The sequence below is a fragment of the Streptomyces sp. NPDC041200 genome, assembly GCF_055591805.1.
Genome location: NZ_JBVIZF010000015.1, coordinates 24,710 through 44,562 on the forward strand (window position 1 = coordinate 24,710; position 19,853 = coordinate 44,562).

At 68.8% G+C, this 19,853-nt stretch carries 17 protein-coding genes; 8 read left to right on the plus strand and 9 right to left on the minus strand.

Going from position 1 to position 19,853, the window contains the following annotated elements; translation table 11 throughout:
* Positions 1 to 811 precede the first annotated feature (811 nt).
* Entirely contained in the window at positions 812 to 1,084 is a 273-nt protein-coding gene (locus tag ACZ6CL_RS27835; RefSeq protein WP_468940169.1) for a hypothetical protein, read from the plus strand.
* A 415-nt stretch (positions 1,085 to 1,499) separates the two neighbouring features.
* The gene (locus tag ACZ6CL_RS27840; RefSeq protein WP_468940172.1) at positions 1,500 to 2,264 is read left to right on the plus strand and encodes a universal stress protein; all 765 of its coding nucleotides are present in this window, start codon (positions 1,500 to 1,502) and stop codon (positions 2,262 to 2,264) included.
* Positions 2,265 to 2,542: 278 nt separating this feature from the next.
* On the opposite strand, the gene ACZ6CL_RS27845 is transcribed toward ACZ6CL_RS27840, so the two are convergent.
* The 4 genes from ACZ6CL_RS27845 to ACZ6CL_RS27860 all read right to left on the minus strand — a co-directional run bounded on the left by ACZ6CL_RS27845 (position 2,543) and on the right by ACZ6CL_RS27860 (position 5,519).
* The gene (locus tag ACZ6CL_RS27845) at positions 2,543 to 3,325 is read right to left on the minus strand and encodes a TSUP family transporter (protein ID WP_468940175.1); all 783 of its coding nucleotides are present in this window, start codon (positions 3,323 to 3,325) and stop codon (positions 2,543 to 2,545) included.
* Positions 3,326 to 3,704: 379 nt separating this feature from the next.
* Positions 3,705 to 4,613, minus strand: a complete 909-nt coding sequence (locus tag ACZ6CL_RS27850) for a M56 family metallopeptidase (RefSeq protein ID WP_468940177.1) — start codon at positions 4,611 to 4,613, stop codon at positions 3,705 to 3,707.
* Positions 4,610 to 4,978, minus strand: coding sequence for a BlaI/MecI/CopY family transcriptional regulator (locus ACZ6CL_RS27855; RefSeq protein ID WP_468940179.1), 369 nt, complete (start codon positions 4,976 to 4,978; stop codon positions 4,610 to 4,612). Before ACZ6CL_RS27855 ends, ACZ6CL_RS27850 begins: the two co-directional genes overlap by 4 nt.
* Positions 4,962 to 5,519: a hypothetical protein gene (locus ACZ6CL_RS27860; RefSeq protein WP_468940180.1), complete on the minus strand. Its 558-nt coding sequence runs from the start codon at positions 5,517 to 5,519 to the stop codon at positions 4,962 to 4,964. Before ACZ6CL_RS27860 ends, ACZ6CL_RS27855 begins: the two co-directional genes overlap by 17 nt.
* Before the next feature lie 224 nt (positions 5,520 to 5,743).
* Between ACZ6CL_RS27860 and ACZ6CL_RS27865 the strand changes: the two genes are divergently transcribed.
* The 5 genes from ACZ6CL_RS27865 (at position 5,744) to ACZ6CL_RS27885 (ending at position 10,018) form a co-directional block, all read left to right on the plus strand.
* Positions 5,744 to 6,103, plus strand: a complete 360-nt coding sequence (locus ACZ6CL_RS27865) for a DUF6153 family protein (RefSeq protein WP_468940454.1) — start codon at positions 5,744 to 5,746, stop codon at positions 6,101 to 6,103.
* 86 nt (positions 6,104 to 6,189) lie between these two features.
* Positions 6,190 to 6,900 carry a DUF305 domain-containing protein gene (locus ACZ6CL_RS27870; RefSeq protein ID WP_468940183.1) on the plus strand — a complete coding sequence of 237 codons (711 nt, stop codon included), beginning with the start codon at positions 6,190 to 6,192 and terminating at the stop codon, positions 6,898 to 6,900.
* Between the two features lie 139 nt (positions 6,901 to 7,039).
* Positions 7,040 to 7,900: a F510_1955 family glycosylhydrolase gene (locus ACZ6CL_RS27875; protein ID WP_468940457.1), complete on the plus strand. Its 861-nt coding sequence runs from the start codon at positions 7,040 to 7,042 to the stop codon at positions 7,898 to 7,900.
* Between the two features lie 133 nt (positions 7,901 to 8,033).
* Positions 8,034 to 8,396 (plus strand): HoxN/HupN/NixA family nickel/cobalt transporter, encoded by a 363-nt coding sequence (locus ACZ6CL_RS27880; protein WP_468940185.1) that lies wholly within the window; start codon positions 8,034 to 8,036, stop codon positions 8,394 to 8,396.
* A gap of 221 nt (positions 8,397 to 8,617) precedes the next feature.
* Positions 8,618 to 10,018, plus strand: a complete 1,401-nt coding sequence (locus tag ACZ6CL_RS27885; protein ID WP_468940186.1) for a M23 family metallopeptidase — start codon at positions 8,618 to 8,620, stop codon at positions 10,016 to 10,018.
* A gap of 158 nt (positions 10,019 to 10,176) precedes the next feature.
* On the opposite strand, the gene ACZ6CL_RS27890 is transcribed toward ACZ6CL_RS27885, so the two are convergent.
* Entirely contained in the window at positions 10,177 to 11,025 is an 849-nt protein-coding gene (locus ACZ6CL_RS27890) for a helix-turn-helix domain-containing protein (RefSeq protein ID WP_468940188.1), read from the minus strand.
* Between the two features lie 157 nt (positions 11,026 to 11,182).
* On the opposite strand from ACZ6CL_RS27890, the gene ACZ6CL_RS27895 reads away from it, so the two are divergent.
* Positions 11,183 to 12,727, plus strand: coding sequence for an MFS transporter (locus ACZ6CL_RS27895; RefSeq protein ID WP_468940191.1), 1,545 nt, complete (start codon positions 11,183 to 11,185; stop codon positions 12,725 to 12,727).
* A gap of 134 nt (positions 12,728 to 12,861) precedes the next feature.
* Here ACZ6CL_RS27895 and serA read toward each other — a convergent pair whose 3' ends face one another.
* The 4 genes from serA to ACZ6CL_RS27915 form a co-directional block, all read right to left on the minus strand.
* Complete coding sequence (serA, locus tag ACZ6CL_RS27900; RefSeq protein ID WP_468940193.1) at positions 12,862 to 14,451, minus strand: phosphoglycerate dehydrogenase; 1,590 nt, start codon at positions 14,449 to 14,451, stop codon at positions 12,862 to 12,864.
* Between the two features lie 128 nt (positions 14,452 to 14,579).
* On the minus strand, positions 14,580 to 15,905 hold the full coding sequence (locus tag ACZ6CL_RS27905) for an MFS transporter (protein WP_468940195.1): 1,326 nt from the start codon (positions 15,903 to 15,905) through the stop codon (positions 14,580 to 14,582).
* A complete protein-coding gene (locus ACZ6CL_RS27910; RefSeq protein ID WP_468940198.1) occupies positions 15,905 to 17,050 on the minus strand; it encodes a PLP-dependent cysteine synthase family protein in 1,146 nt (381 codons plus the stop codon). Before ACZ6CL_RS27910 ends, ACZ6CL_RS27905 begins: the two co-directional genes overlap by 1 nt.
* 1,872 nt (positions 17,051 to 18,922) lie before the next feature.
* Positions 18,923 to 19,783 (minus strand): DUF5134 domain-containing protein, encoded by an 861-nt coding sequence (locus tag ACZ6CL_RS27915; protein WP_468940200.1) that lies wholly within the window; start codon positions 19,781 to 19,783, stop codon positions 18,923 to 18,925.
* Positions 19,784 to 19,853 lie beyond the last annotated feature (70 nt).

Here is a 19,853-nt window from a genome sequence, read left to right on the forward strand (position 1 = left end):
CGACCAGCGTGAGACTCCCAGCAGACCGTCACACCAGCCCCTTGAACTGCGGCTTCAAGTTGGCGGAGGCCCACTGACTCCCGGCACTGCGCACGCTGCTATGCGGCACCGCATGCACATGTGCATGCACGGCAACCCGTGCTGCGGCCCGGAATGTGCGATGTGTTGTGAACAGTGCTGCGACAAGGGATGTTGCGCTAAGGGCGGCATGACGGCGGCATCCGCGCACGCGGAGAAGAAGGCGGACTGCTGCAACGACATGTGACGCACCGGTCCGCTTCTCCGCCCGTCCGCCGCTATCGCCCATCGGCGGTCGGCGGGCGAGCGGCCCCGGTGATCGACGGAGACGCCGGTTCGCCCGCCGGTTGATGAGGAAGTCGAAGCGGCGTATGTAGGTGATGGCGAAGCCCTCGTCCGTGATGGGGCGCTCCGTGTCCCGCGTGAGGCGACACCCCTGCCGAAGAGCTGCCACATCGGGGCAAGGATCCGCTGGATGCGGAAGAAGCCGGGGCGCGACGAGCGGACCAGCCTGGGGGCCGGTTGCACCGCGGTGACCTGCTCGACCACCATCGGATCGTGCCGGACATTCGCGCCGTCCCCGCACCGATCTCCACGACTTCACACGACCACGGCATCGGCATCGGCATCGGCATCGGCATCGGCGACACCCATGGCACATCCCCCTGCACGCCTCCGGTCCGCCCACCAAGCATTGAGTCCGCTGCGCAAGTACGACCACCACCAGCACCCTGGATCCGACCGGCCCTGACCGAGCCGGCCCCTGCGGCAACGACATGGCGAGGTGAACGCCATGAGCGCGCTGATAGCCATCCTGACCGGCGCACTGATCCTGGCCGCGATCACCTACCAACTCGCGCGCCTGATCACGCCCACCGAGAGCCGCTTGCCGCCCCTGGCCCGCCTTCGAGGGCGGCGGGCGGCCCTGGAAGATGCTGAGCGTTGGTGTGTCGGCCTGCGCCTGCACGGCCGGATCGACCAGGCCGCTTACCAGCACCGGATGAGTAGTCTCGCCGACGGCCGACGTCGGCCAGCCGCCACCCGAGCAGCCTCAAGGAGGACGTGATGGCTGACGCCGCATACGGCCTGTGGCCGCGGGACTGGCGTGCGATGGGCACCTTCAGCGCACAGGATCGCGCGGCAGCCGAGATGGAGGGCCCGGCCGGTCGGGTCGGCGTGCGACATGGCTCGCCCGTGATCCGCGCGCACGTGGAAGGTGCTGGGGTCGCGGAGAGAGCTGGCAGACCTGTGTGCGACCGCGGCCCGTCTTCTTCCCTAATCCACTGGGACTGGACGCACAGGCCAGGACAGTGCACAAGGCGGACACCGGCCCGCCGGGCGTGGCGCTCAGGAATGCGGAGAGATTCTGGACGATGGATGCTGGTCAGGCAGGGGCTGGCAGGCCGACTACCAAATCCTGTGGCATGGGTTCGATGCGGGAAGCCTGACCGACTGGTTCGTGCCGGGACGGAGGTGCAACCTTGGAACTTCGCGTCACCGCGGGCCTCGACGGTTCCCCGGAGAGCCTGGCCGCTGCGCACTGGGCGGCGCGTGAGGCCGTGCTACGCGGGCTCCCGCTGCGGCTGGTCCATGCATGCGCCCCGGCCGCGCCCACGAGGGAGGGCATCTGGGAGGAGGAAGCGTATCGCGAAGGGGCGCAACGCCTCCTTCACACTGCGGACAGCGAACTGCGCACGCGCTACCCGGGCTTGGCCATCACCACGAGTCTGGTCGCGGAGGACGTCACCACCGCCCTGCTCACCGCCGCGCACCAGGCCGAGATGCTGGTGCTCGGCTCGTGTGGCGTCGGCCCGGTCGAAGGCTACTTCCTGGTCGTGGGACTGAGCCTGCGCCCGGCGTGCGAGGAGGTACTGGAGTTCGCCTTCGGTGCCGCTTCCCGCCGTGGCCACGCGCTCCGCGCCGTCCACTGCGAGCGCCTGCCGGTCCCGGCCTCCCCGTTCTGGTCTTCGAGCTCCGAGGCCGCCGAAGCCATCGCGAGGGCGGCAGGCCAGGAACTGCGCTCGGCGCTCCGCCCGTGGCAGCGAAAGTTCCCAGGGGTGCGGGTCATCGATGAAGTCATGTGCGACAGCGCCGGCCGGGCCATGGCGCATGCGGCGTCAGGATCGGCCCTTCTGGTCGTGGGCCGACGGCGCGACCGCCCCGCCCTGGCACCGGGCCTCGGGCCGGTGGCCCATGCCGCCATTCACCACGCGCTGTGCCCAGTCGCTGTCGTCTCTCACGACTGACCGGTTTGGGCCTTCTCCACCCACCCCAGCTTCCAGCGCCGACTGGACCAGCTCACGGACATCTCCGCGGAACTGGGCCAGCCAGCCAGCCTGACAGCACGCCAGAATGCCGCCCGCGCTCACGCGCAGGCCCGCACCTCACCCTTATGCCGTATGACGGGCCGACAGCCGCGCCCCCCGAAAACCAGCTCCCCCAGATCCAACACGGCCCTTTGCGGTGGCTCTGCACATCGGAATTCGACAGCGGCCCGGTGCCAGGGGAGCTGAGCCATGCGCGGTCAGCGCAGAATTTGGACCGCGTAGAGCGCGCCCATGCCTGTGGCGAGGGTGCCCAGCAGGAGCCGAAGCGCGGTCTCGGGCAGGAGCGGCTGGAGACGGGCGCCAACGTAGCCGCCGACCAGGCCCCCGACCCCGCAGGACAGGCCCAGCAGCCAATCGGGAGCGACGGCACCCGTGGCGGCCAGGGAGAGCAGCGCGTAGGTAATCGCCCCGACGACGGACGTCACGAACGTGGAGGCCAGAGCGGCGGGCGCGACGGTGGCCACCGGTGCTCCGCGGCCGACGAGGATCGGGCCGAGCAGGGAGCCGCCCCCGATCCCGTAGATGCCCCCGGCGAAACCGACGGCCAGGGCAAGCGACGTCGTCGCGCGGGGCGACGGCTGGCGCGTGGCGCGGGCTGGTGCCGGGCGCACGGTCCGCAGCCACAGCCACAGTCCGAGCGGCAGCAGCAGCGCGGCGATGAGGAGGCGGAATACCCGTGGGCCCGGAACGGCGAAGACACGGATCACTGCACCGATGACAACGCCGGGCACGGTACCCGCGATGAGCAGGCGGGTCAGCGGTCCTCCCAGACGCCCGGCTCGCCAATAGCGCAGGAGGGCGCCGGGGCCGGCCACGACGTTGTACAGCAGGTTCGTCGGTGTCACCGCCGGGCTCGGCACGCCCAGGACGCTGACCTGCACGGGCAGCAGGAAGACCGCTCCGGAGACGCCCACGGGCGAGGTGGCCACCGATATCAGGAGCCCGGCAACGAACCCGAGCAACCCCGTCGACCACGCCACCACAGCCTCCCTTGATAGATCACCACCTCAATACGCCCCGGAGCAGGGGTGCCTCCCGTTCTCGTGAACATCGGCCCCGGCCCGATCCAACCGCCTCCCGAGGCGATGAACAACCGCTGTCCAAACCACCCTTGCGGCGTGATGCCCTCGGACACAGACCTGCCTTGCGCAGGACTGGGACTGCACCTCCGGCGCCCCGACGACCTCCCGCTACACTCTCGCACTCCGCCGCTGCCCCGCTAAGCGGCATAGCAGTATGGTGTCGGCAGCACCTCGCGAACCGGGAGCCTCTGCTCGAGCGGCGCCCCTGGCGCAGGCAGGAAGGCGGGCCGGGGCTCCCGGGAGGTGTGGGACAGGAGTGGGGCGGGGGCTGGTGTGATCAGGGTCCGCAGGCCACCAGCAGTGGCAGCAGCGGAGCCGCGGTACTGGCTGCCACGACACCCAGCCACGTCACACGGTGCGGCCGGGGTTGCGGTGTGAGGACGCGGCGCAGTCGGATGAGGGCACCCGGCCCGCCGGCGCCCAGAGTTCCCTGCGGCGTCTGCCCCGCGGCTACCTCACACATGGCGGTCGCCAACGCGTCCCTGGAGTGGCTTCGTAGGACTCTGTCATCCGCGATCATCTCTACCAGCAGCGTGATCTGCTCCTTGGCGTGCCGGGCGAGCGGCAGGCCGGGGAAGGCACGGGAGAAGGCGTCCACGAGCAGGTGGAGAAGGTGGTGTCTGCTCTCGATGTGAGCGCGCTCATGCTCCAGTACGGCACGCATCTGCGCATCGGAGAGGACATCGAGGGCCCCCCGGGTGATGACGACACGACGCCGACGCCCGGGAAGGCAGTACACGGCGGGTGCGTCATGATCCACGACCGTGGCGTCGTATCCGGGGGCCGGCACACCGATCAGGGCAAGCATGTCGAGATGGCGCTGCCGTGCTCGGCGTGCCCTCCAGGTGCAGAGCACGAACCAGCCGAGCGGCAGCAGCACGATCATGGCGGAAGCGCTGAGCGCCAGGGCGTCCCCGGAGTTGGGCGCGGACTCGGTTACCGGGGCGTCGGCGGCCAGACCGCAGACGCTGAGCAGCCCGAGGAAACCTTCGTGTACATGCTGCTCGGTGAGGGCCAAGTGGTACACCGCGAGTGCAGTGGCGACGATGAACGTCACCATGAGTCCCTGCCATGCGAGGACCGCCAGGACCGGAGCACGGTGAGGCCATCGCGCGTGTGACAGTAGAGGGGGCATCGCGGCGCCCACCAAGGCCGCGTATCCAGCCAGCGCCACGGCTGTGATCACGCATCGCTCCGCTTTTTGGCCGCTCGGAGAGCCGAGCGCAGGGCGTCCGCCTCTTCCGGCGTGATCTGTTCGATGAAACTGACCAGAGTTCCGACCGGATCCGGGTTACCGCCGAGCGCCTCCTGCATCCGCGCCGCCGTGTACTGCTGCCGGGTACACGTGGGCTCGTACACCCAGGCCCGCCCCTCCTTGTGTCGTTTCAGCATGCCCTTGCTGTGCAGAATGTCGGCCACGGTCTTCACTGTGCTGTAGGCGATGGGCCGCTCCTTGCTGAGGTCCACCAGTACGTCGCGCGCGGTCGCCGGCCGCCCCCAGGCCCATAGGCGGTGCATGATCTCCGCCTCGAGTTCACCCAGCTGACGCACGATCGCTCCCTTCGCCCCCGGAATGCGAAGCCTCCGGCACCAGTGACCGCTCATCGTAGTGGGCAGAGTCCTGGAGCCTTGCGGACCTTCGGTCAGAGGGTGCGGTCGGCACGGGGCAAGCGGCGGCCCTACGCAGACGCCGTACCAGGGCGTGTGTGAGCAGCGCCAGCGAGGCCATGGCCATGACGGGCTGTGCGGGGGCCCAGTACGAGAGGGCTCCGCTCACCCCGAGGGCCAGCACCACCAGCTTGTTGCAGATCGGGCAGCCGACGGCGAACGCGGACAGCACGCCCGCGAGCAGCGCCCGGCGCCCTCGCGGCCCATCGGTTGGCGCGGCCGGAGGCCCATTGACGTACGTCGCCACCAGCAGTCCCATGAGCAGGGACGACGCCACCCAAGCCGGATAGTTCCACCACAGCACCGGGGTCATCCGGGTATAGAAGGGCGTGGGTACGACTCCGGTCGGCACACCGATCGCGGCTCCGGCGGCAAGGGCCACGGCCAACGCCGCCACCCACTGACGTGGCGTCCACGTATGCATGCGCCGCCTCTCTGCCGTTACGATTACTGCCAAATAGCTTAGTAGGTCACTCCCGGGCCCGACCCGCGCAGCATGATCCGGTCCGCTTCGATACTGTCGGAGAGCGGAGCGACCACAGATGGAGTCACGACGTGCATGTGAGCCGATACGTACGAACAGGAGGCGCCCTCGGGCACCTGCTGCTCGTCGTCGTGCTCGCGATGGGCGTCTTCGTGATGCACTCGATGGGCCATCCCGACAGCGCCTCCAACGCGAGCATGGGAGCGGCTCACGCATCGGCCACGACCGCCCACAAGGGCGCAGGCATGTCCTCGGCGCAGGACGTTGTCGTCTCCTCGCCCTCTTCGGATTCTCATCAGGACAGCAAGGCGTCCTCCCACTCCCCGGCCATGGGGATGGACATGGCCTCGCTGTGCGTGGCTGTGCTCGGCACGTGGGTTCTCGCCGGTCTTCTCCGCGCGGTTCTGAGTCGCAGGACGGAGTGGCTGGCACGGCTTCGCGATGGCGCCGTGGCGGCCCTGCGTCCCAATCCTCCTCCGCGCAGACCGCCTGACCTCGCTCAACTGTCAGTCCTGCGGATCTAGGCCGAACGCCACCGTGGGCAGCTTGTGCTGCCCACGCACCCCGTTCGGCAGACTTTCCGCAGAACAGACACCACGAGGTTTTCGACATGACCGCCATCAAGCGCAGCACGCTCCGTCCGCGCGTCCGCCGCATCGCTCTGGTCAGCACCGTCGCCGCCGCAGGATTGGTCCTCGCGGCCTGTGGCAACGACGACGACATGAGCGGCATGGGCCACGGGAGCAAGAGCAAGAGCTCCGCCTCGGCGAGCGCGACCACCGGGGAGAACCCCGCACCGGGCGCGTTCAACGACGCGGACGTGAAGTTCGCCCAGATGATGATCCCCCACCACGAGCAGGCCGTCGAGATGTCCAAGCTCGCCGACGAGCGTGCCGAGGACGCCACGATCAAGACCCTCGCCGGGGACATCGAGAAGGCCCAGGATCCCGAGATCAAGAAGATGAAGTCCTGGCTCAAGGCCTGGGGCAAGCCCGAGTCCGGCAGCAGCATGCCCGGTATGGACCACGGGTCCGACAGCAGCATGCCCGGTATGGACCACGGCTCCGGCAGCTCCGACAACTCGGGCATGCCCGGGATCATGTCCGACAAGGACATGAAGGAGCTGAAGGCCGCCAAGGGCACCGGCTTCGACAAGATGTTCGCGCAGATGATGATCGACCACCACAACGGGGCGATCGACATGGCCAAGGACGAGCAGAAGAACGGTAAGAACGCCACCGCGAAGAAGCTCGCCGACGATGTCGTCAAGACCCAGACCGCCGAGGTCAAGCAGCTCCAGGGCATCCTCGACAAGCTCTGATCCGATCACACGCTGACCGTTCCGGGCTCAGCCGGTCACTCCGGGGAGCCCGGGGCGGTCGCCCCCTCACACTCCTTTTACTTGGGCCGCGCCCGGTCATGTCCCGGCCCGCCCCCACGATTCCCGAGGACTCATGAAGATGCACCGTGCCGTCCAGGCAGCCACCGCCGTCGCCCTCGGCCTCACACTGGCCGCCTGCTCCAGCGGAGACGGCGACACGGGCTCGTCCGATGCCGTCACGACCGTCAGTCACATCCACGGCCTCGGACTGGACCCGTCTGACCAGCGCCTGTACGTCGCGACTCACGAAGGCATCTACACCCCCGACTCCAAAGGCAATCCCAAGCTGGTGGGCGACAGCAAGGACGACTTCATGGGCTTCACGGTGGCCCAGGGCAAGACCTTCTACGCCAGCGGCCACCCCGCCTCCGGAGCGGACGGCCCCGGCAACAAGGGACTGATCAAGAGCACCGACGCGGGCAGGACCTGGAGGTCGCTCTCCCTCTCAGGGAAGTCCGACTTCCACGCTCTGGACTACGCACACGGCACCGTCTACGGCTACGACTCCACCAACGGCCTGCTCCGCACCACCAAGGACGGCACCACCTGGAAGGACGGGGCGACGTTCCAGGCGCTCGACCTCGCGGTCAATCCGGACGACGCCGACCTCGTCCTCGCCACCACCGCGGAAGGAGTCGCCCGCAGTACCGACGGCGGCAAGACCTTCGCCAAGGGCAAGCAGCCGGTGATGGCCTTTCTCTCCTGGAAGACCCAGAACGCCCTCTACGGCATCGACACCTCCGGCAGGCTGAGCCGCAGCACCGATGGCGGCGCCACATGGAAGAAGCTCGCCACCGTCCCCGGCGGACAGCCTCAGGCGCTCACCGCCGTCGACGCCCAGCACGTCCTGGCCGCGACGCAGAGCGGCGTGTACGAGTCGAAGGACAGCGGCAAGACCTTTACCAAGCGCCTCGCCGTCGAGTCGAGCGGCGGCCACTGACCCGCCATGCAACGCCATGTCGGCCGCGTCGGCAATGCTGCCGTGGTGGCGGGGCACGGGCTTGCTGTCGACGGGCAACGTCCGCTGCCCATGGGCCTCTCCCCCCTCGCACAGACGGCCCGCGCCCGCTTACGTGGGCCTGCTCTTCGGCCTCGGATTCGATACCGCCACCCAGGTCGGCGCGCTGGGCCTGGCGGCGGGTTCGGCCGCGGACGGCACGTTGCCGCCACTCATGACTGGCCTTTCGATCTTCGTCGCCTTCGTCGTCGGCACCGTGGAGCTGGTCTCACTGCTCGCGGAGCAGCTGGGCGCGGCGGACCACCGGCCGTGGTCGTGGCTCACCGGCATCGACCTCAACACGATCGGCATCGTCATCGTGGTGACATTCCTGGTGACGTGGATCGGTGCCGTGACGCTCGGGAAGGTGCGGCCCTTCGACGAGCGATATCCGCTACACCGCGCCCCTGTCGAGGCGAAGCCCGATCCATCGCTCTGACCGGGTAGAGGGCCGACCTCCCGCCGATCGAGCCGGGAAGCGCCGCCAGGCCAAGCAGGAGCAGCCTCGGCGAGGGTGAGACCCCCGGCCCACCATCACCTATATTGTTAAGTAGATTAGCTGTGCGGTGGATCCGCGGCCTCACTCTGAGGTCTGCGCTCCAACCTCAGGCGCCTGCACACAAGGGGATGGTTTCGCTGGAGTACTGAGACCCGTTGACGATGACCGATGCCGCGTACCGCCCCAACACAGTCGCGGCCGGTGCTCCTGCTGCCAAGACAGAAGAGAAGCCAGTGGTTTACGAGCAACAGTCGTCGGGAGACTGGGCCCCGGCCGGGGGCGGTCAGGCTTCCGACGACGCGTACGGGATCTACCACGCCTACCCCGATGGTGCCCAGCACGGCGGTGTGAGATCTAGCGGTTACGACGACGAGGACCCGCTCTTCGGTGCGATGCCCAGCGTGTACGACACCACGGCGACCCTTTACGACGCGTCCGCCTATCAGCTGTCATACCCGCGCTATGTCTCCACCACGATGTGGGACGCGCCCGGTCATGCGGGGATGAGCCCGTCCGCGACTGACCCTGGCCTGGCAGACCCGAGCGGGCACATAGCCCAGCGGGAGGACTCCACCGGCCAGTGGCGCAATGGGACCTACCCCGCAGCATGCTTCGAAGAGTGCGAGTCGCAGACGCAGACATGGAGTACGGGCACCTCTGCGGATTCCGAGGGGGTGTTCTGCGACTCTCCTGCCTCACCGAAACTCCCCCCCTCTCCGGCCGATGAGTCGTCCCATCAGGTAGCGCACCTCCATGACGCCGCCCCCGAGGAAGGGCAGATCGCCTCTCCCGGGCCGTGCCGTGCCGATGTCCGTAACCGTCGTGCGTCCGCCCGGCGATCCGCGTTCCTGACCGTCGCCATCCCGTCCGCTGTCGTGATGGCCATCACAGGGGCTGCGGCCGTCGCCGTCAGCGTCGACGACCAGGATGAGAAGGCCGCACAAGCCGCCCCGGACACGACATCGGCCGTCGAGCCATCAGCCGCCAACGGCAAGTTCGACGCGCAGCTCACCGGCCTGACAAGCGGCGTGGACGACTTCGCCGACCGCGCCAGCCGTACGCAGCAACGCATCGACCTCAAGCAACGTCAACAGCAGGAGCAGAGACGCAAGGCAGCTGAAACGGCACGAAAAAAGGCGGAAGCGGCACGCAAGGAGGCGCTCCGCCCGAAGTTCGCTCTCCCCGTTGCACAGCGAGGAGTCGGCGAACTGTTCGGAGCGGCCGGCTCCATGTGGTCGAGTCGGCATACCGGACTCGACTTCCCCGTGTCCATGAACACCCCGGTGATGGCCGTCACCGATGGCACGGTCGAATCCAAATGGAATCCGTTCTACGGAAACATGGTCATCATCACCGCCCCCGATGGCACCGAGACCTGGTACTGCCACCTCGCCAGTGCCAAAGTCCGCACCGGCCACGTCAAGGCGGGAGAGGCCATCGCCTACTCCGGAAGCTCGGGCAACTCGTCGGGGCCACACTTGCACCTCGAAGTGCATCCCGGCGGCGGTGATGCGATAGACCCTTTGGCCTGGCTTCGCAGCCATGGCCTCGACCCCACATGACGGTGAGAATCAGCCCGCCCCCGCGCAGGTTAAGCCGGTCAGTGTGCCGAGCGGGGCCCGCGGCGCCACCGAGGGCCAGGACGAACAGAACTCTCGCTCCCTGGCGGGCGACGTTATTACGGCACAGATCGCCGAGATCACCAAGATGCGGAAGACGCTCAAGGAGCGAAGGTAGGACAGCCCTCACCGCAGCGCTGCGAACCCGAGTTGCCTAGATTTCCCGAACCGTTCTGGGGGTCAAGGACGTCGCCGTTGAGGTAGCGCCCCGGGGTGGTGCCGACGGTTCGCCGGAATGCCGCGAGGAACGCGCTCGGTGTCGCATACCCCACCGCGTGTGCGACCCGGGAGACGGGCTGCCCCTCGGCGAGGAGGGACAGTGCGGCACGCAGCCGCACGTGGACGCGCCAGCGATCGAAGCTCATCCCGGTGTCGTCGACGAACAGCCTGGTCAGGGTGCGTCGGCTCACCCCGACAGCCCGCGCGTGCGACTCAAGGCTCCGCCGGTCCGAGGGATCCGCGAGCAGCGCGTCGGCCACGGCACGCACCCGTTCGTCGACGGGCTGCGGCACGTCGATGGGGAGGGCGGGCAACGGGTGCAGGAGATCGGGTACGACCGCCTCGGCGCGCAGGCGCGCGTCTTCCGGGAGGTCATCGCGGCTGAGGTGGGCGAACAGGTGGGCCAGCAGACCGTTGACAGCAACCGGTGTGGGCTCCGTCCAGTCCAGACCGCACCGGTCTCGTGCGAGGTAGATGCCGCACAGCACCGCGTCCCGGGTCGCGCCGGTCCGGTGGAGGACCCCTGCGGGCAGCCATAGTGCCCTGGTGGGCGGCAGAACCCAGTACCTGTCGTCGACGGCGATGCCGAGCACGCCGCGTCGAGTCCATGCCAACTGGTGGTGGTGCGGGTGGCCGTGTGGGGGGATCCACTCGCCCGAGGACAAGGGGAAGTGCCCCACGACAATAGCCCCCGGTCCGGGTGGGACAGCGCCTGATATCGCCTCGGTCACGTGCTCAGCGTATGTCCTCAATGCGCTATGGCATGACCCCGTAGCGGATCGCGGTCACAGTGACGGGTGCATAGCGTCGCGGTATGCCGATCAGTCATCCGCGCCATGGGCGCCACCACAGTACGGACGCGCAGGCCACGCCCTCGGGACGTCCGTCATGACCGCGGGGGCATCAGCTCGTACGACCGCGGCCACCACCCGCCGTCGGCCGGCGCTGATCGTGCTGTGCCTCGTACAGTTCATGCTCGTCCTGGACGACAACGTGGTGAACGTCGCCCTCCCGAGCATCCAGGACGACCTCGGCTTCGACACCGCGGGCCTGGCCTGGGTCGTCAACGCCTACTTCCTCGCCTTCGGCGGGCTGCTGTTGCTGTTCGGCCGTCTGGCCGACCTGCAGGGACGCCGATGTGTCTTCCTCAGTGGCGTGGCGCTCTTCGGCGCCGCAAGCCTGGTCTGCGGGCTCGCACAGGAGCCCTGGCAGCTCATCACCGGACGGTTCGTCCAGGGCGCGGGCGCGGCCATGGCCGGCCCGGCCGCGTTGTCTTTGATCACCCTGCTGTTCCCAGCCCCGGAGGAACGCGCCAAGGCGCTCGGCGTATGGGGTGGCATCGCGGGGCTCGGCGGCACGACGGGCCTGGTGATCTCCGGTGCCCTCACCGATCTCACGTCCTGGCGCTGGATCTTCCTGATCAACCTGCCCGTTGCCGCCCTTGCCCTCCTCCTTCTCCCATTCCTGGTCGCAGAGAGCCGGGCCACCCGTCAGGCACGCCTGGACGTGCCCGGCGCGGTACTGGGCACCGGCGCCCTCGTATCCCTTGTCTACGGACTGCTCCAGGCCAGGACATCGGGCTGGGGCGCCCTGGGCTCCACCGGACCCCTGCTTCTCGCCATCGTCCTGGCTCTCGCCTTCCTCGCGGTCGAGTCCCGTACGGCCGATCCGCTGGTGCCGTTGTCGTTCCTGACCCATCGGACCCGTGTCGTCGCCAACGGCGCGATGCTGCTCTTCTCCATGGCCTTGTACGCCATGGCCTTCCTGCTGATGATCCATGTGCAGACGGTCCTCGGCTACGACCCGCTCACGGCCGGGGTCGCCTACCTGCCCTTTTGCGCGGGCATCCTCGCGGGCATGTGGCTCTCATCCCGTGCCGTGAACCGGCTCGGGCCGCGCCGGGCCCTCGCCCTGTCGTTCCTGATCTGCTCGGCCGGCCTGCTGCTGCTCTCCGGTATAGCACCGGGCGACAGCTACGCATCCGGAGTCCTGCCGGGCATGCTCGTCACGAGCCTGGGAAACGGCCTGACCCTGCCTGCGCTGACCATCACTGCGCTCACGGGCACGAACGAGGAGAACGCCGGTCTCGGCTCGGCCGTCATGAGCTCCGTTCAACAGATCGGCGGCGCAGTGGGGGTGGCCCTTCTGGTCACCGTGGCCTCACGACGCAGCGACGCCCTGTCCGCGCAGGACGGCCCTCTGCACGCTGCGACGGAAGGCTTCTCACTCGCGCTCACCGTAGCCGCTGCCTTCGTCGCGCTCGGTGCCCTCCTCATCGCCACCTTGCCAGGGAAGGATCGGCGCCCAGCACTCGCGCCCGGCGCCGGAGAATCACCAGCCGAGCAGGGAACCGTACCTAACTGCCGCTTCGCTTGCCCTTTTCGGCGTGGACTCAGAAGGGCGGCCCGCTCGGCCAACTGGCCGCGCAGATAGAGGAGTCGGGTACGTCACCACCTGACGGGCTTTGGCTCGGTCGCCACCACGGCAGCTCGTCTTGGCCGCATGCGGCCTCGGGCCGCCCACCGCCGAAGCAGTGAGCGGCCCGGGTTCTGCGACCTTGATGTGGGTCAGCCGAGGCTGACCGAGCGGGCGAAGGTGGCGTCGATCTCCTGGGCGATTTCGTTGAGTACGTCGGCCGGGACGTTGCTGTCGACGTTCAGGACGGCGAGCGTCTCACCGCCCGGCACGGACCGGGAGACCTGCATGCCGGCGATGTTAAGGCCCGACTCGCCGAGTACGTGGCCGACGGTGCCGACGATGCCGGGCCGGTCCTCGTACCGCAGGAAGACCAGGTGGTCGCTGACCGCGAGGTCGATGGTGTGCTGACCCACCGACACGATCTTCTGGATGTTCCTGGGACCGGCCAGGGTGCCGGAGACCGCGACCTGCTCACCGCTGTTCAGGGTGCCGCGGACGGTCACCATATGGTGGTGGTCGGGGGACTTCGAGCTGGTGGTGTGGCGCACATCGACCCTGCGTTCCTGCGCGAGCAGTGGTGCGTTGACGTAGGAAACCGCCTGGTCGACGACGTTCTCGAAGACGCCCTTGAGCGCGGAGAGTTCCAGCACCTTGACGTTGTGCTGGGTGATGTCGCCGTACACCTCGACGTCGAGCCGAACCGCGACCTCCCCGGCCAGGGCGGTGAAGATCCGGCCGAGGTTCGCGGCGAGCGGCACACAGGGGCGGACGTCCTCGGCGATGACGCCGCCCTCGACGTTGACCGCATCCGGGACCAGCTCTCCCGCGAGCGCCAGCCGCACCGACTTGGCGACGGCGATGCCCGCCTTCTCCTGCGCCTCACCGGTCGAGGCGCCCAGGTGTGGGGTGGCCACGACATTGTCGAACTCGAAGAGCGGCGAGTCGGCGCACGGCTCCTGGGCGAACACGTCCAGGCCCGCGGCGGCGACGCGGCCCTCCTTGAGCGCGCTGGCCAGCGCCTGCTCGTCGACGATACCGCCGCGCGCGGCGTTGACGATCCGCACCTCGCGCTTCACCTTGCGCAGTGCCTCGTCGCCGATCAGGCCGACCGTCTCAGGGGTCTTCGGGAGGTGGACCGTGATGAAGTCGGAAACCTCCAGCAGCTCGTCGAGCGAGAGGAGCTTGACGCCCAGTTGCGCGGCGCGCGCGGGCTGCACGTACGGATCGTAGGCGACGACCTTCATGTCGAAGGCGGACATCCGCTGGGCGACCAGCACGCCGATGCGGCCGAGGCCGACCACGCCGAGGGTCTTCTCGCTCAGCTCGACGCCGGTGTACTTGCTGCGCTTCCACTCGCCGTTCTTCAGTGCCGTATTGGCCTGCGGAATGTTCCGCGCGGTGGCGACGAGCAGGCCGCAGGCAAGCTCGGCGGCGGTGACGATGTTGGACGTCGGGGCGTTGACGACCATGACGCCGGCCTTGGTGGCGGCGGGGACGTCGACGTTGTCGAGGCCGACCCCGGCGCGGGCGACGACCTTCAGGTTCTTGGCGGCGGCGATGGCCTCCGCGTCGACCTTGGTCGCGCTTCGCACCAGGATCGCGTCGACATCCGCGATCGCATGGAGGAGTTCGGCTCGATCGGCGCCGTTGCAGAGCCGGATCTCGAAGTCCGGGCCCAGGGCGCCGACGGTGGCGGGCGACAGCTTTTCAGCCAGGAGTACGACAGGTTTCGAGCTCACGGTGAATTTCAATCCCTACTGGTTCGTTGAGGAACGGCCGCCCGGCGGCCGCATACGGCGGCGGCTTCGGCGCATGGCCGGCAGGGAGGACGAAGGAAAGCTCGTCCCCCCTGCCGCAGGACCATCGGTCAGGCAGACACCGACTCAGGCTGTGTCTCGCGTACCGGCGGCGCGAGGCGGCCGGTGCGGTGCAGCCCGTACAGGGCGGCGGCACAGGCCAGGCCGAGCGCGCAGAGCACGATCCACGGGAGCGCGGAGACGCCGGCCGCGCGGGCGGCGTCCAGAGAGGCTCCGGTCAGCAGGTTTCCGAGCGTGATGCCGACGCCGCAGATGGTGTTGTAGAGCCCGTAGTGCGTGGCGACCAGGCGGTCACCGGAGAGTCGGACGATGGTGTCCATCTCGAACGGGTAGGCGATCATCGTTCCCACCGCCAGGAGCAGAGCGGAGAGCGCGGGCGGCACGGCCGCGAGCAGCCACAGCCCCACTCCGCCCTCCGGCACGGGCACGGCCGTCGGTACCAGCAGGGGCAAGAACGCCACGCCCATGGTGAACAGCCCCCAGGCAAGTGCCCGGCCCGGCTCCATACGGGCTTTGCACCACGCGGTCACCTTGGTCTGGAAGAGGATGGTGCTCAAGCCCGAAACAGCGAAGAGCATCGCCACCGCCGCTGTCCCGGACGTTCCGTCGCCGCCCAGGCGCCGCACTTCCAGCGGCAGCGCGAGATAGACCTGGAACTGCATGACGTAGAAGCCGATCATGGCGACCGAGAACAGCAGGAACGGCCGGTTGGCCACGATGGTGCGCCACTGGGACAGCACGCCGTCCTGCCGGCCGCTTCCCATGGTGGTCGGTGCGTCATTTGCCCGGCGGGCGGGCAGACTGCGGATCTGCACGATGCTCAGCAGTGCGAAGATCCCGGCCGACACCAGGCAGGCGACGCGGAAGTCGACACCGGTGAGCACCATGCCGACGAGAGGGCCGAGCAGGATGCCGGCCTGGTAGAAGATGTTGAACAGCCCGAACGCTTCGACCCTGCGCTCCCCGGCGTCCGCCGCCAGATAGGCCCTGACCGCCGGGTTGAACAGGGCGCCCGCCAACCCGGTCGCCGCGGATGCGGCGAGCAGCGCGGGCAGCGCGTCCACCAGTCCGAGGGTCGCGAAGCCGACGATGCGCAGCATCAGCCCGGCGATGATCAGCGGCTTGTAGCCGAGCCGGTCGGCCAGGGTTCCGCCGACCAGGAACATCCCCTGCTGGCTGAAGTTGCGGATGCCGAGCACGAGCCCGACGGCCCAGCCGGCCAGCCCGACCGTGCCGGACAGGTGCGCGGCCAAGTACGGCATCAGCATGTAGAAGCCGAGGTTGATGGAGAACTGGTTGACCATCAACAGCTGGACGCTGCGCGGGTAGGAGCGCATCTGCGCCAGGGTTCCCCCGGAATGTGACTGCCGGTCCATCACCGGTCTCCCTCCTCCTGGGTGTCGAACTCAGCGAGCTCGGCGGCGTCGTTCTCCTGTGCCGGGTCGGACAGGGTGAGCGGGTCGACCACGGTGGTGCACCGGGTCCAGCGGCTGACTTCCTTCTCGTCCAGGCGGCCGATGGTTTCCGGTTCGACGGGTGGCGGGGAGTCGAGTAGACCGTGGGCGGCGCAGTAGTCGTCGTCGTAGACCGTGCCGAGATAGCGTTGCGGGCCGTCGGGGAAGATCGCCGCGATCTTCGTGTCCGCGGGCAGGGTGCGGGCCAGCCAGCCCGCCACCAGGGAGACCGCGCCGACGCTCCAGCCGCCGGTGGCGTAGTGGGAGGCGGCGAGCTGGCGGCAGGTCCACACCGCCTCGGCCGGTGCGACCCAGTGCACCTCGCTGAAGTTGTCGTAGGCGACGTTGCGGGGGTAGATGCTCGACCCCAGGCCGCGCATCAGCCGGGTGCGGGCGGGCTGTCCGAAGATGGTCGAGCCGATGGTGTCGACGCCGACGAGCTTCAGCTCCGGGTACAGGGCCTGCAGCACCCGGGAGACGCCGGCGGAGTGGCCACCGGTACCCACGCTGCATACCAGCACGTCGATGTGGCCCAGTTCGGAGGCCAGCTCCAGCGCGAGCGGGGTGTAGGCGGTGGTGTTGTCGGGATTGTTGTATTGGTCGGGGCACCACGAGCCGGGGTACTGGGCCATGAGCTGAGCCACTCGCTCGCGCCGCGCCTGCTGCCAGCCGCCGGTGGGGTGGGGTTCGGAGACGACTTCTACCTGGGCTCCGTAGGTGGTCAGCAGCTGGGTCATGGACCGCTCCAGCCCCGGGTCGGTGACCAGGGTGACGGGGTGGCCGTAGACCATGCCGGCCAGGGCCAGTCCCAGGCCGAGGGTGCCGCTGGTGGATTCGATGATCCTGGCGCCGGGGCGCAGATCGCCACGGGCGCGGGCGCGCTCGACCATGTACAGGCCGGGCCGGTCCTTGATCCCGCCGGGGTTGAAACCCTCCAGCTTCGCCCAGAACCCCCGGTCAGCGGGGGTGAGGGGATCGGAGATCCGGAGAACCGGGGTGTCGCCCACGAGCTCGGACAGGGCCGAGCGGGCGGGAAGTGTGATCTCGGTGGTGGTCTGCGGGTGCATCTTCCGCTCTCATCGGTGGTGTGACGGGGTTTCGTCGGGCGTGCCGTCCGGCCCAGGAAGAGGCATCCGCCTCGGGACCTGGTGGCAGCATGCGCGGCCCGTGTCGATGGCCGCGAAGGCCCCGTCTAGATCCGCCACCGGCAGACGACGGCGAGGGTGGACCGGCCTGAACGCCGTATCCGGGGTCTGCTCCCTCCGTGTCGAGCGAGCCACTGCTGGCCGGCCACGGCGGCGGTCACTCCGGCCGCCACTCCGGCGAAGGCGGCGATGGCCGCCGTGTCCGTGAACAACTCCCGGGCTTGCGAAGGCACTTGGCTGACCACGTACGGCGCGCAATGCGCACCGGAGTGTGGATGCGGTTCGTGGGGCATCGCACGCTCGGTGTCTGACGACGCGAGCGGGACGAGGTCGGCCGAGGCCGAGGGTCGGCTCTGCGCGTGGCTGTCGTCAGCGTGCGTGGCAGAACAGCCGGATGCCCACAGCAGCAGTACTCCGAGGACGAAGACCAGCAGCCGCCGTAGCCGAGCCCTGGTAGCCGGGCGGCTGATGTGAGCGTGGGAAAGGGGGTGGAACGGCATGGTTCCTCCGGGGCGTGGCCGTCGCTCCCACGGCGTGGCGAGGGAGCGGCGGATCGAGATCAGCAGGCATCCGAGCAGGCAGGCACCGGGGAGCGGTCCGTTCAACGCGAGGAAGCGTGGCTACGGACGTCCAGGGGCCGGGAACTGACCGCACTTGGCCGACCCGTCCCGCAGGACGGGGCTGTCATCTCTCAGGAGAGCGGCGGCCAGTCGGGGACGCCGGAATCTAGACCTGCTGCACCACAGAGACTCTCGAACCCGTCAACGAAAGAACGGCCGGCCCCGATCGGAAGGGGTCGGGCTTCCCCAACGCAAACGGGTGCGTCGATGGCACACGGCACCGTGTGGACAGACTGGGTGCGGCCAGATACAGGTCCTGCTGGGGCTGGCCGGAGACGCAGTCTGCAGCCGGGTGGGGCGAGCTGTCATCCTCGTGCTGGCCGTCGGCTGCCGCAACGTCAGGCAATGCGCTCGCGGCAGCGGCGCCTCCTCCGGCCCCGCTCGCGTGACCTTCCTGCATCACGGCGGACGCGTGTGCGGGCGCGGTTGCACCGGCCCTTGCGTGCCCCTGGGCGCTCTCAGCGCTCGCGCCGTGCGTGACCAGTACGCCGAGCACCAGGACGGCCAGCCACAGCAGACGCAACGGCCCCGCAGAGCGGGGCCGCGGCATGCCGTAGCGCGACCAAGCCGTAACCATGCCGTGATCGTAACCATTGCCCGGCGGCGCGGCGCAAACTTCTCCCGGAAACATGGAGTTAACAGCTGTACACAGATTTCACGCAATGGATCAGGGTAATGATCCGGGTCTCATGAAACGGCAGGTCGCCCCAACCTCGGCGCCCTTTCGCACGAGCCGCGGCCATCTGGCCACCGTCAGACGTGATCTGCCTCACGGCTCCGTCGACGGCCTCGTGATGCCTCGCTCGTGCTGTGAAGCGTCCGCAGATGTGCCTGCGGCGCGGGCCGAGGCGATGCGCGTGCTGCGGTCCGGCGGGCGCCTGTACTTCTGTGGCTACATCCCCCGTTTGGCTGATGCCCGGTAGCCCAGGCTCGCCCTCATTCCGGCCTGGCCGTGGCGTGGGCCGTGGCAGTGCGGTATCCACCGGCCCGGTTGGCGGTGTCGAAGAAGACGGACAGGATCTTCTCGGGCAGCGCGATCGCGGTGTTCTTGCGCGGCCCGGATGTGCCGATCTGGTACGTGTGTGGCTCGTCCCCCGACCTTGAAGCAAGCCGCTCAGCGGACGGCTCGTCAAACAGTCGTTCGTGGTGCTCCGTAGCCGTCAGGGTGCGAGCGTCAGGCGGCCATCATCAGCAGCATCGTCGCCATGGTGCCGCCCATGCCGATGTGGGCGGCGAGCGCCGTGGTGGGCGACGTGCCGGGGCGCCGACGGTGGTTGGCCACGCCCTTGCCCTGGCCAGCACTGCGGGTTCGGTCCCATACGGATACGGTCAGGGACACCAGGAAGACGACGACCCCGTCCGGCACCGCGAGCAGCCGGCCGGTCAGTCCGCGCCGCCGGGCGGCGGGTTGGTCCGTGCCTCGCACCCTCGCCCGCACGGACGCGACAATGGAGAGCAGGAAGTACAGGGCGAAGGCCGCGAGGACGACACGCCACATGGTGGCCGAGTCGGAGGAAGGGGCGGCGGCGCCGGTGGTCATACCCGGCATCGCCATGCCGTCCATGCCCTCCATACCTGCCATTCCTTCCATCCCTTGCGTGTGGCCCATGCCCTCCATCCCCTGCATGCCCTCCGTGGAACTCATCCCCGGCATCCCCGCCATGTGGTGCCCGCCGAGCGCGAGTACAGGTCCGGAGGAGGCGCCCGGCATCGCCAGCGACATGATCAGCATGGCCGCGCTGCCGATGATGTGGTGCGCCCAGTGGCGCCCCTGCTTCCAGCCCTGCTCGCGCGTGCGGACGACGGACATACCGATCCCCGCCAGTACCAGTACACCGAACACCGAGGCCCACCAGACGCCGTATGTTCCGAACCAGACCGCCGTCGCGGGCAGCGCCATGGCGGCCATGCCAAGAGCCATCAACAGGTCGTTCCCCGCCGCGAACCGGGTCACCCCGTTCGACGCCGTCAGTCTGGCGGCGCTGATGGCCGCCACCACCATGGAGACCGCCGCTATGGACCAGCTCAAGGCCATGCTTCCCATGATCGCCCTTTCGAACCGACGGGGCATCGAACAGAACTGCTGATGTCCTTAGTACGTAAGG

Coding starts and splice junctions, on each gene's coding strand:
- ACZ6CL_RS27835 (WP_468940169.1), top strand. CDS start 812: ATGAGCGCGCTGATAGCCATCCTGACCGGCGCACTGATCCTGGCCGCG.
- ACZ6CL_RS27860 (WP_468940180.1), bottom strand. CDS start 5,519: ATGCATACGTGGACGCCACGTCAGTGGGTGGCGGCGTTGGCCGTGGCC.
- ACZ6CL_RS27865 (WP_468940454.1), top strand. CDS start 5,744: ATGGGCCATCCCGACAGCGCCTCCAACGCGAGCATGGGAGCGGCTCAC.
- ACZ6CL_RS27870 (WP_468940183.1), top strand. CDS start 6,190: ATGACCGCCATCAAGCGCAGCACGCTCCGTCCGCGCGTCCGCCGCATC.
- ACZ6CL_RS27875 (WP_468940457.1), top strand. CDS start 7,040: ATGCACCGTGCCGTCCAGGCAGCCACCGCCGTCGCCCTCGGCCTCACA.
- ACZ6CL_RS27885 (WP_468940186.1), top strand. CDS start 8,618: ATGACCGATGCCGCGTACCGCCCCAACACAGTCGCGGCCGGTGCTCCT.
- ACZ6CL_RS27895 (WP_468940191.1), top strand. CDS start 11,183: ATGACCGCGGGGGCATCAGCTCGTACGACCGCGGCCACCACCCGCCGT.
- ACZ6CL_RS27905 (WP_468940195.1), bottom strand. CDS start 15,905: ATGGACCGGCAGTCACATTCCGGGGGAACCCTGGCGCAGATGCGCTCC.
- ACZ6CL_RS27910 (WP_468940198.1), bottom strand. CDS start 17,050: ATGCACCCGCAGACCACCACCGAGATCACACTTCCCGCCCGCTCGGCC.
- ACZ6CL_RS27915 (WP_468940200.1), bottom strand. CDS start 19,783: ATGGCCTTGAGCTGGTCCATAGCGGCGGTCTCCATGGTGGTGGCGGCC.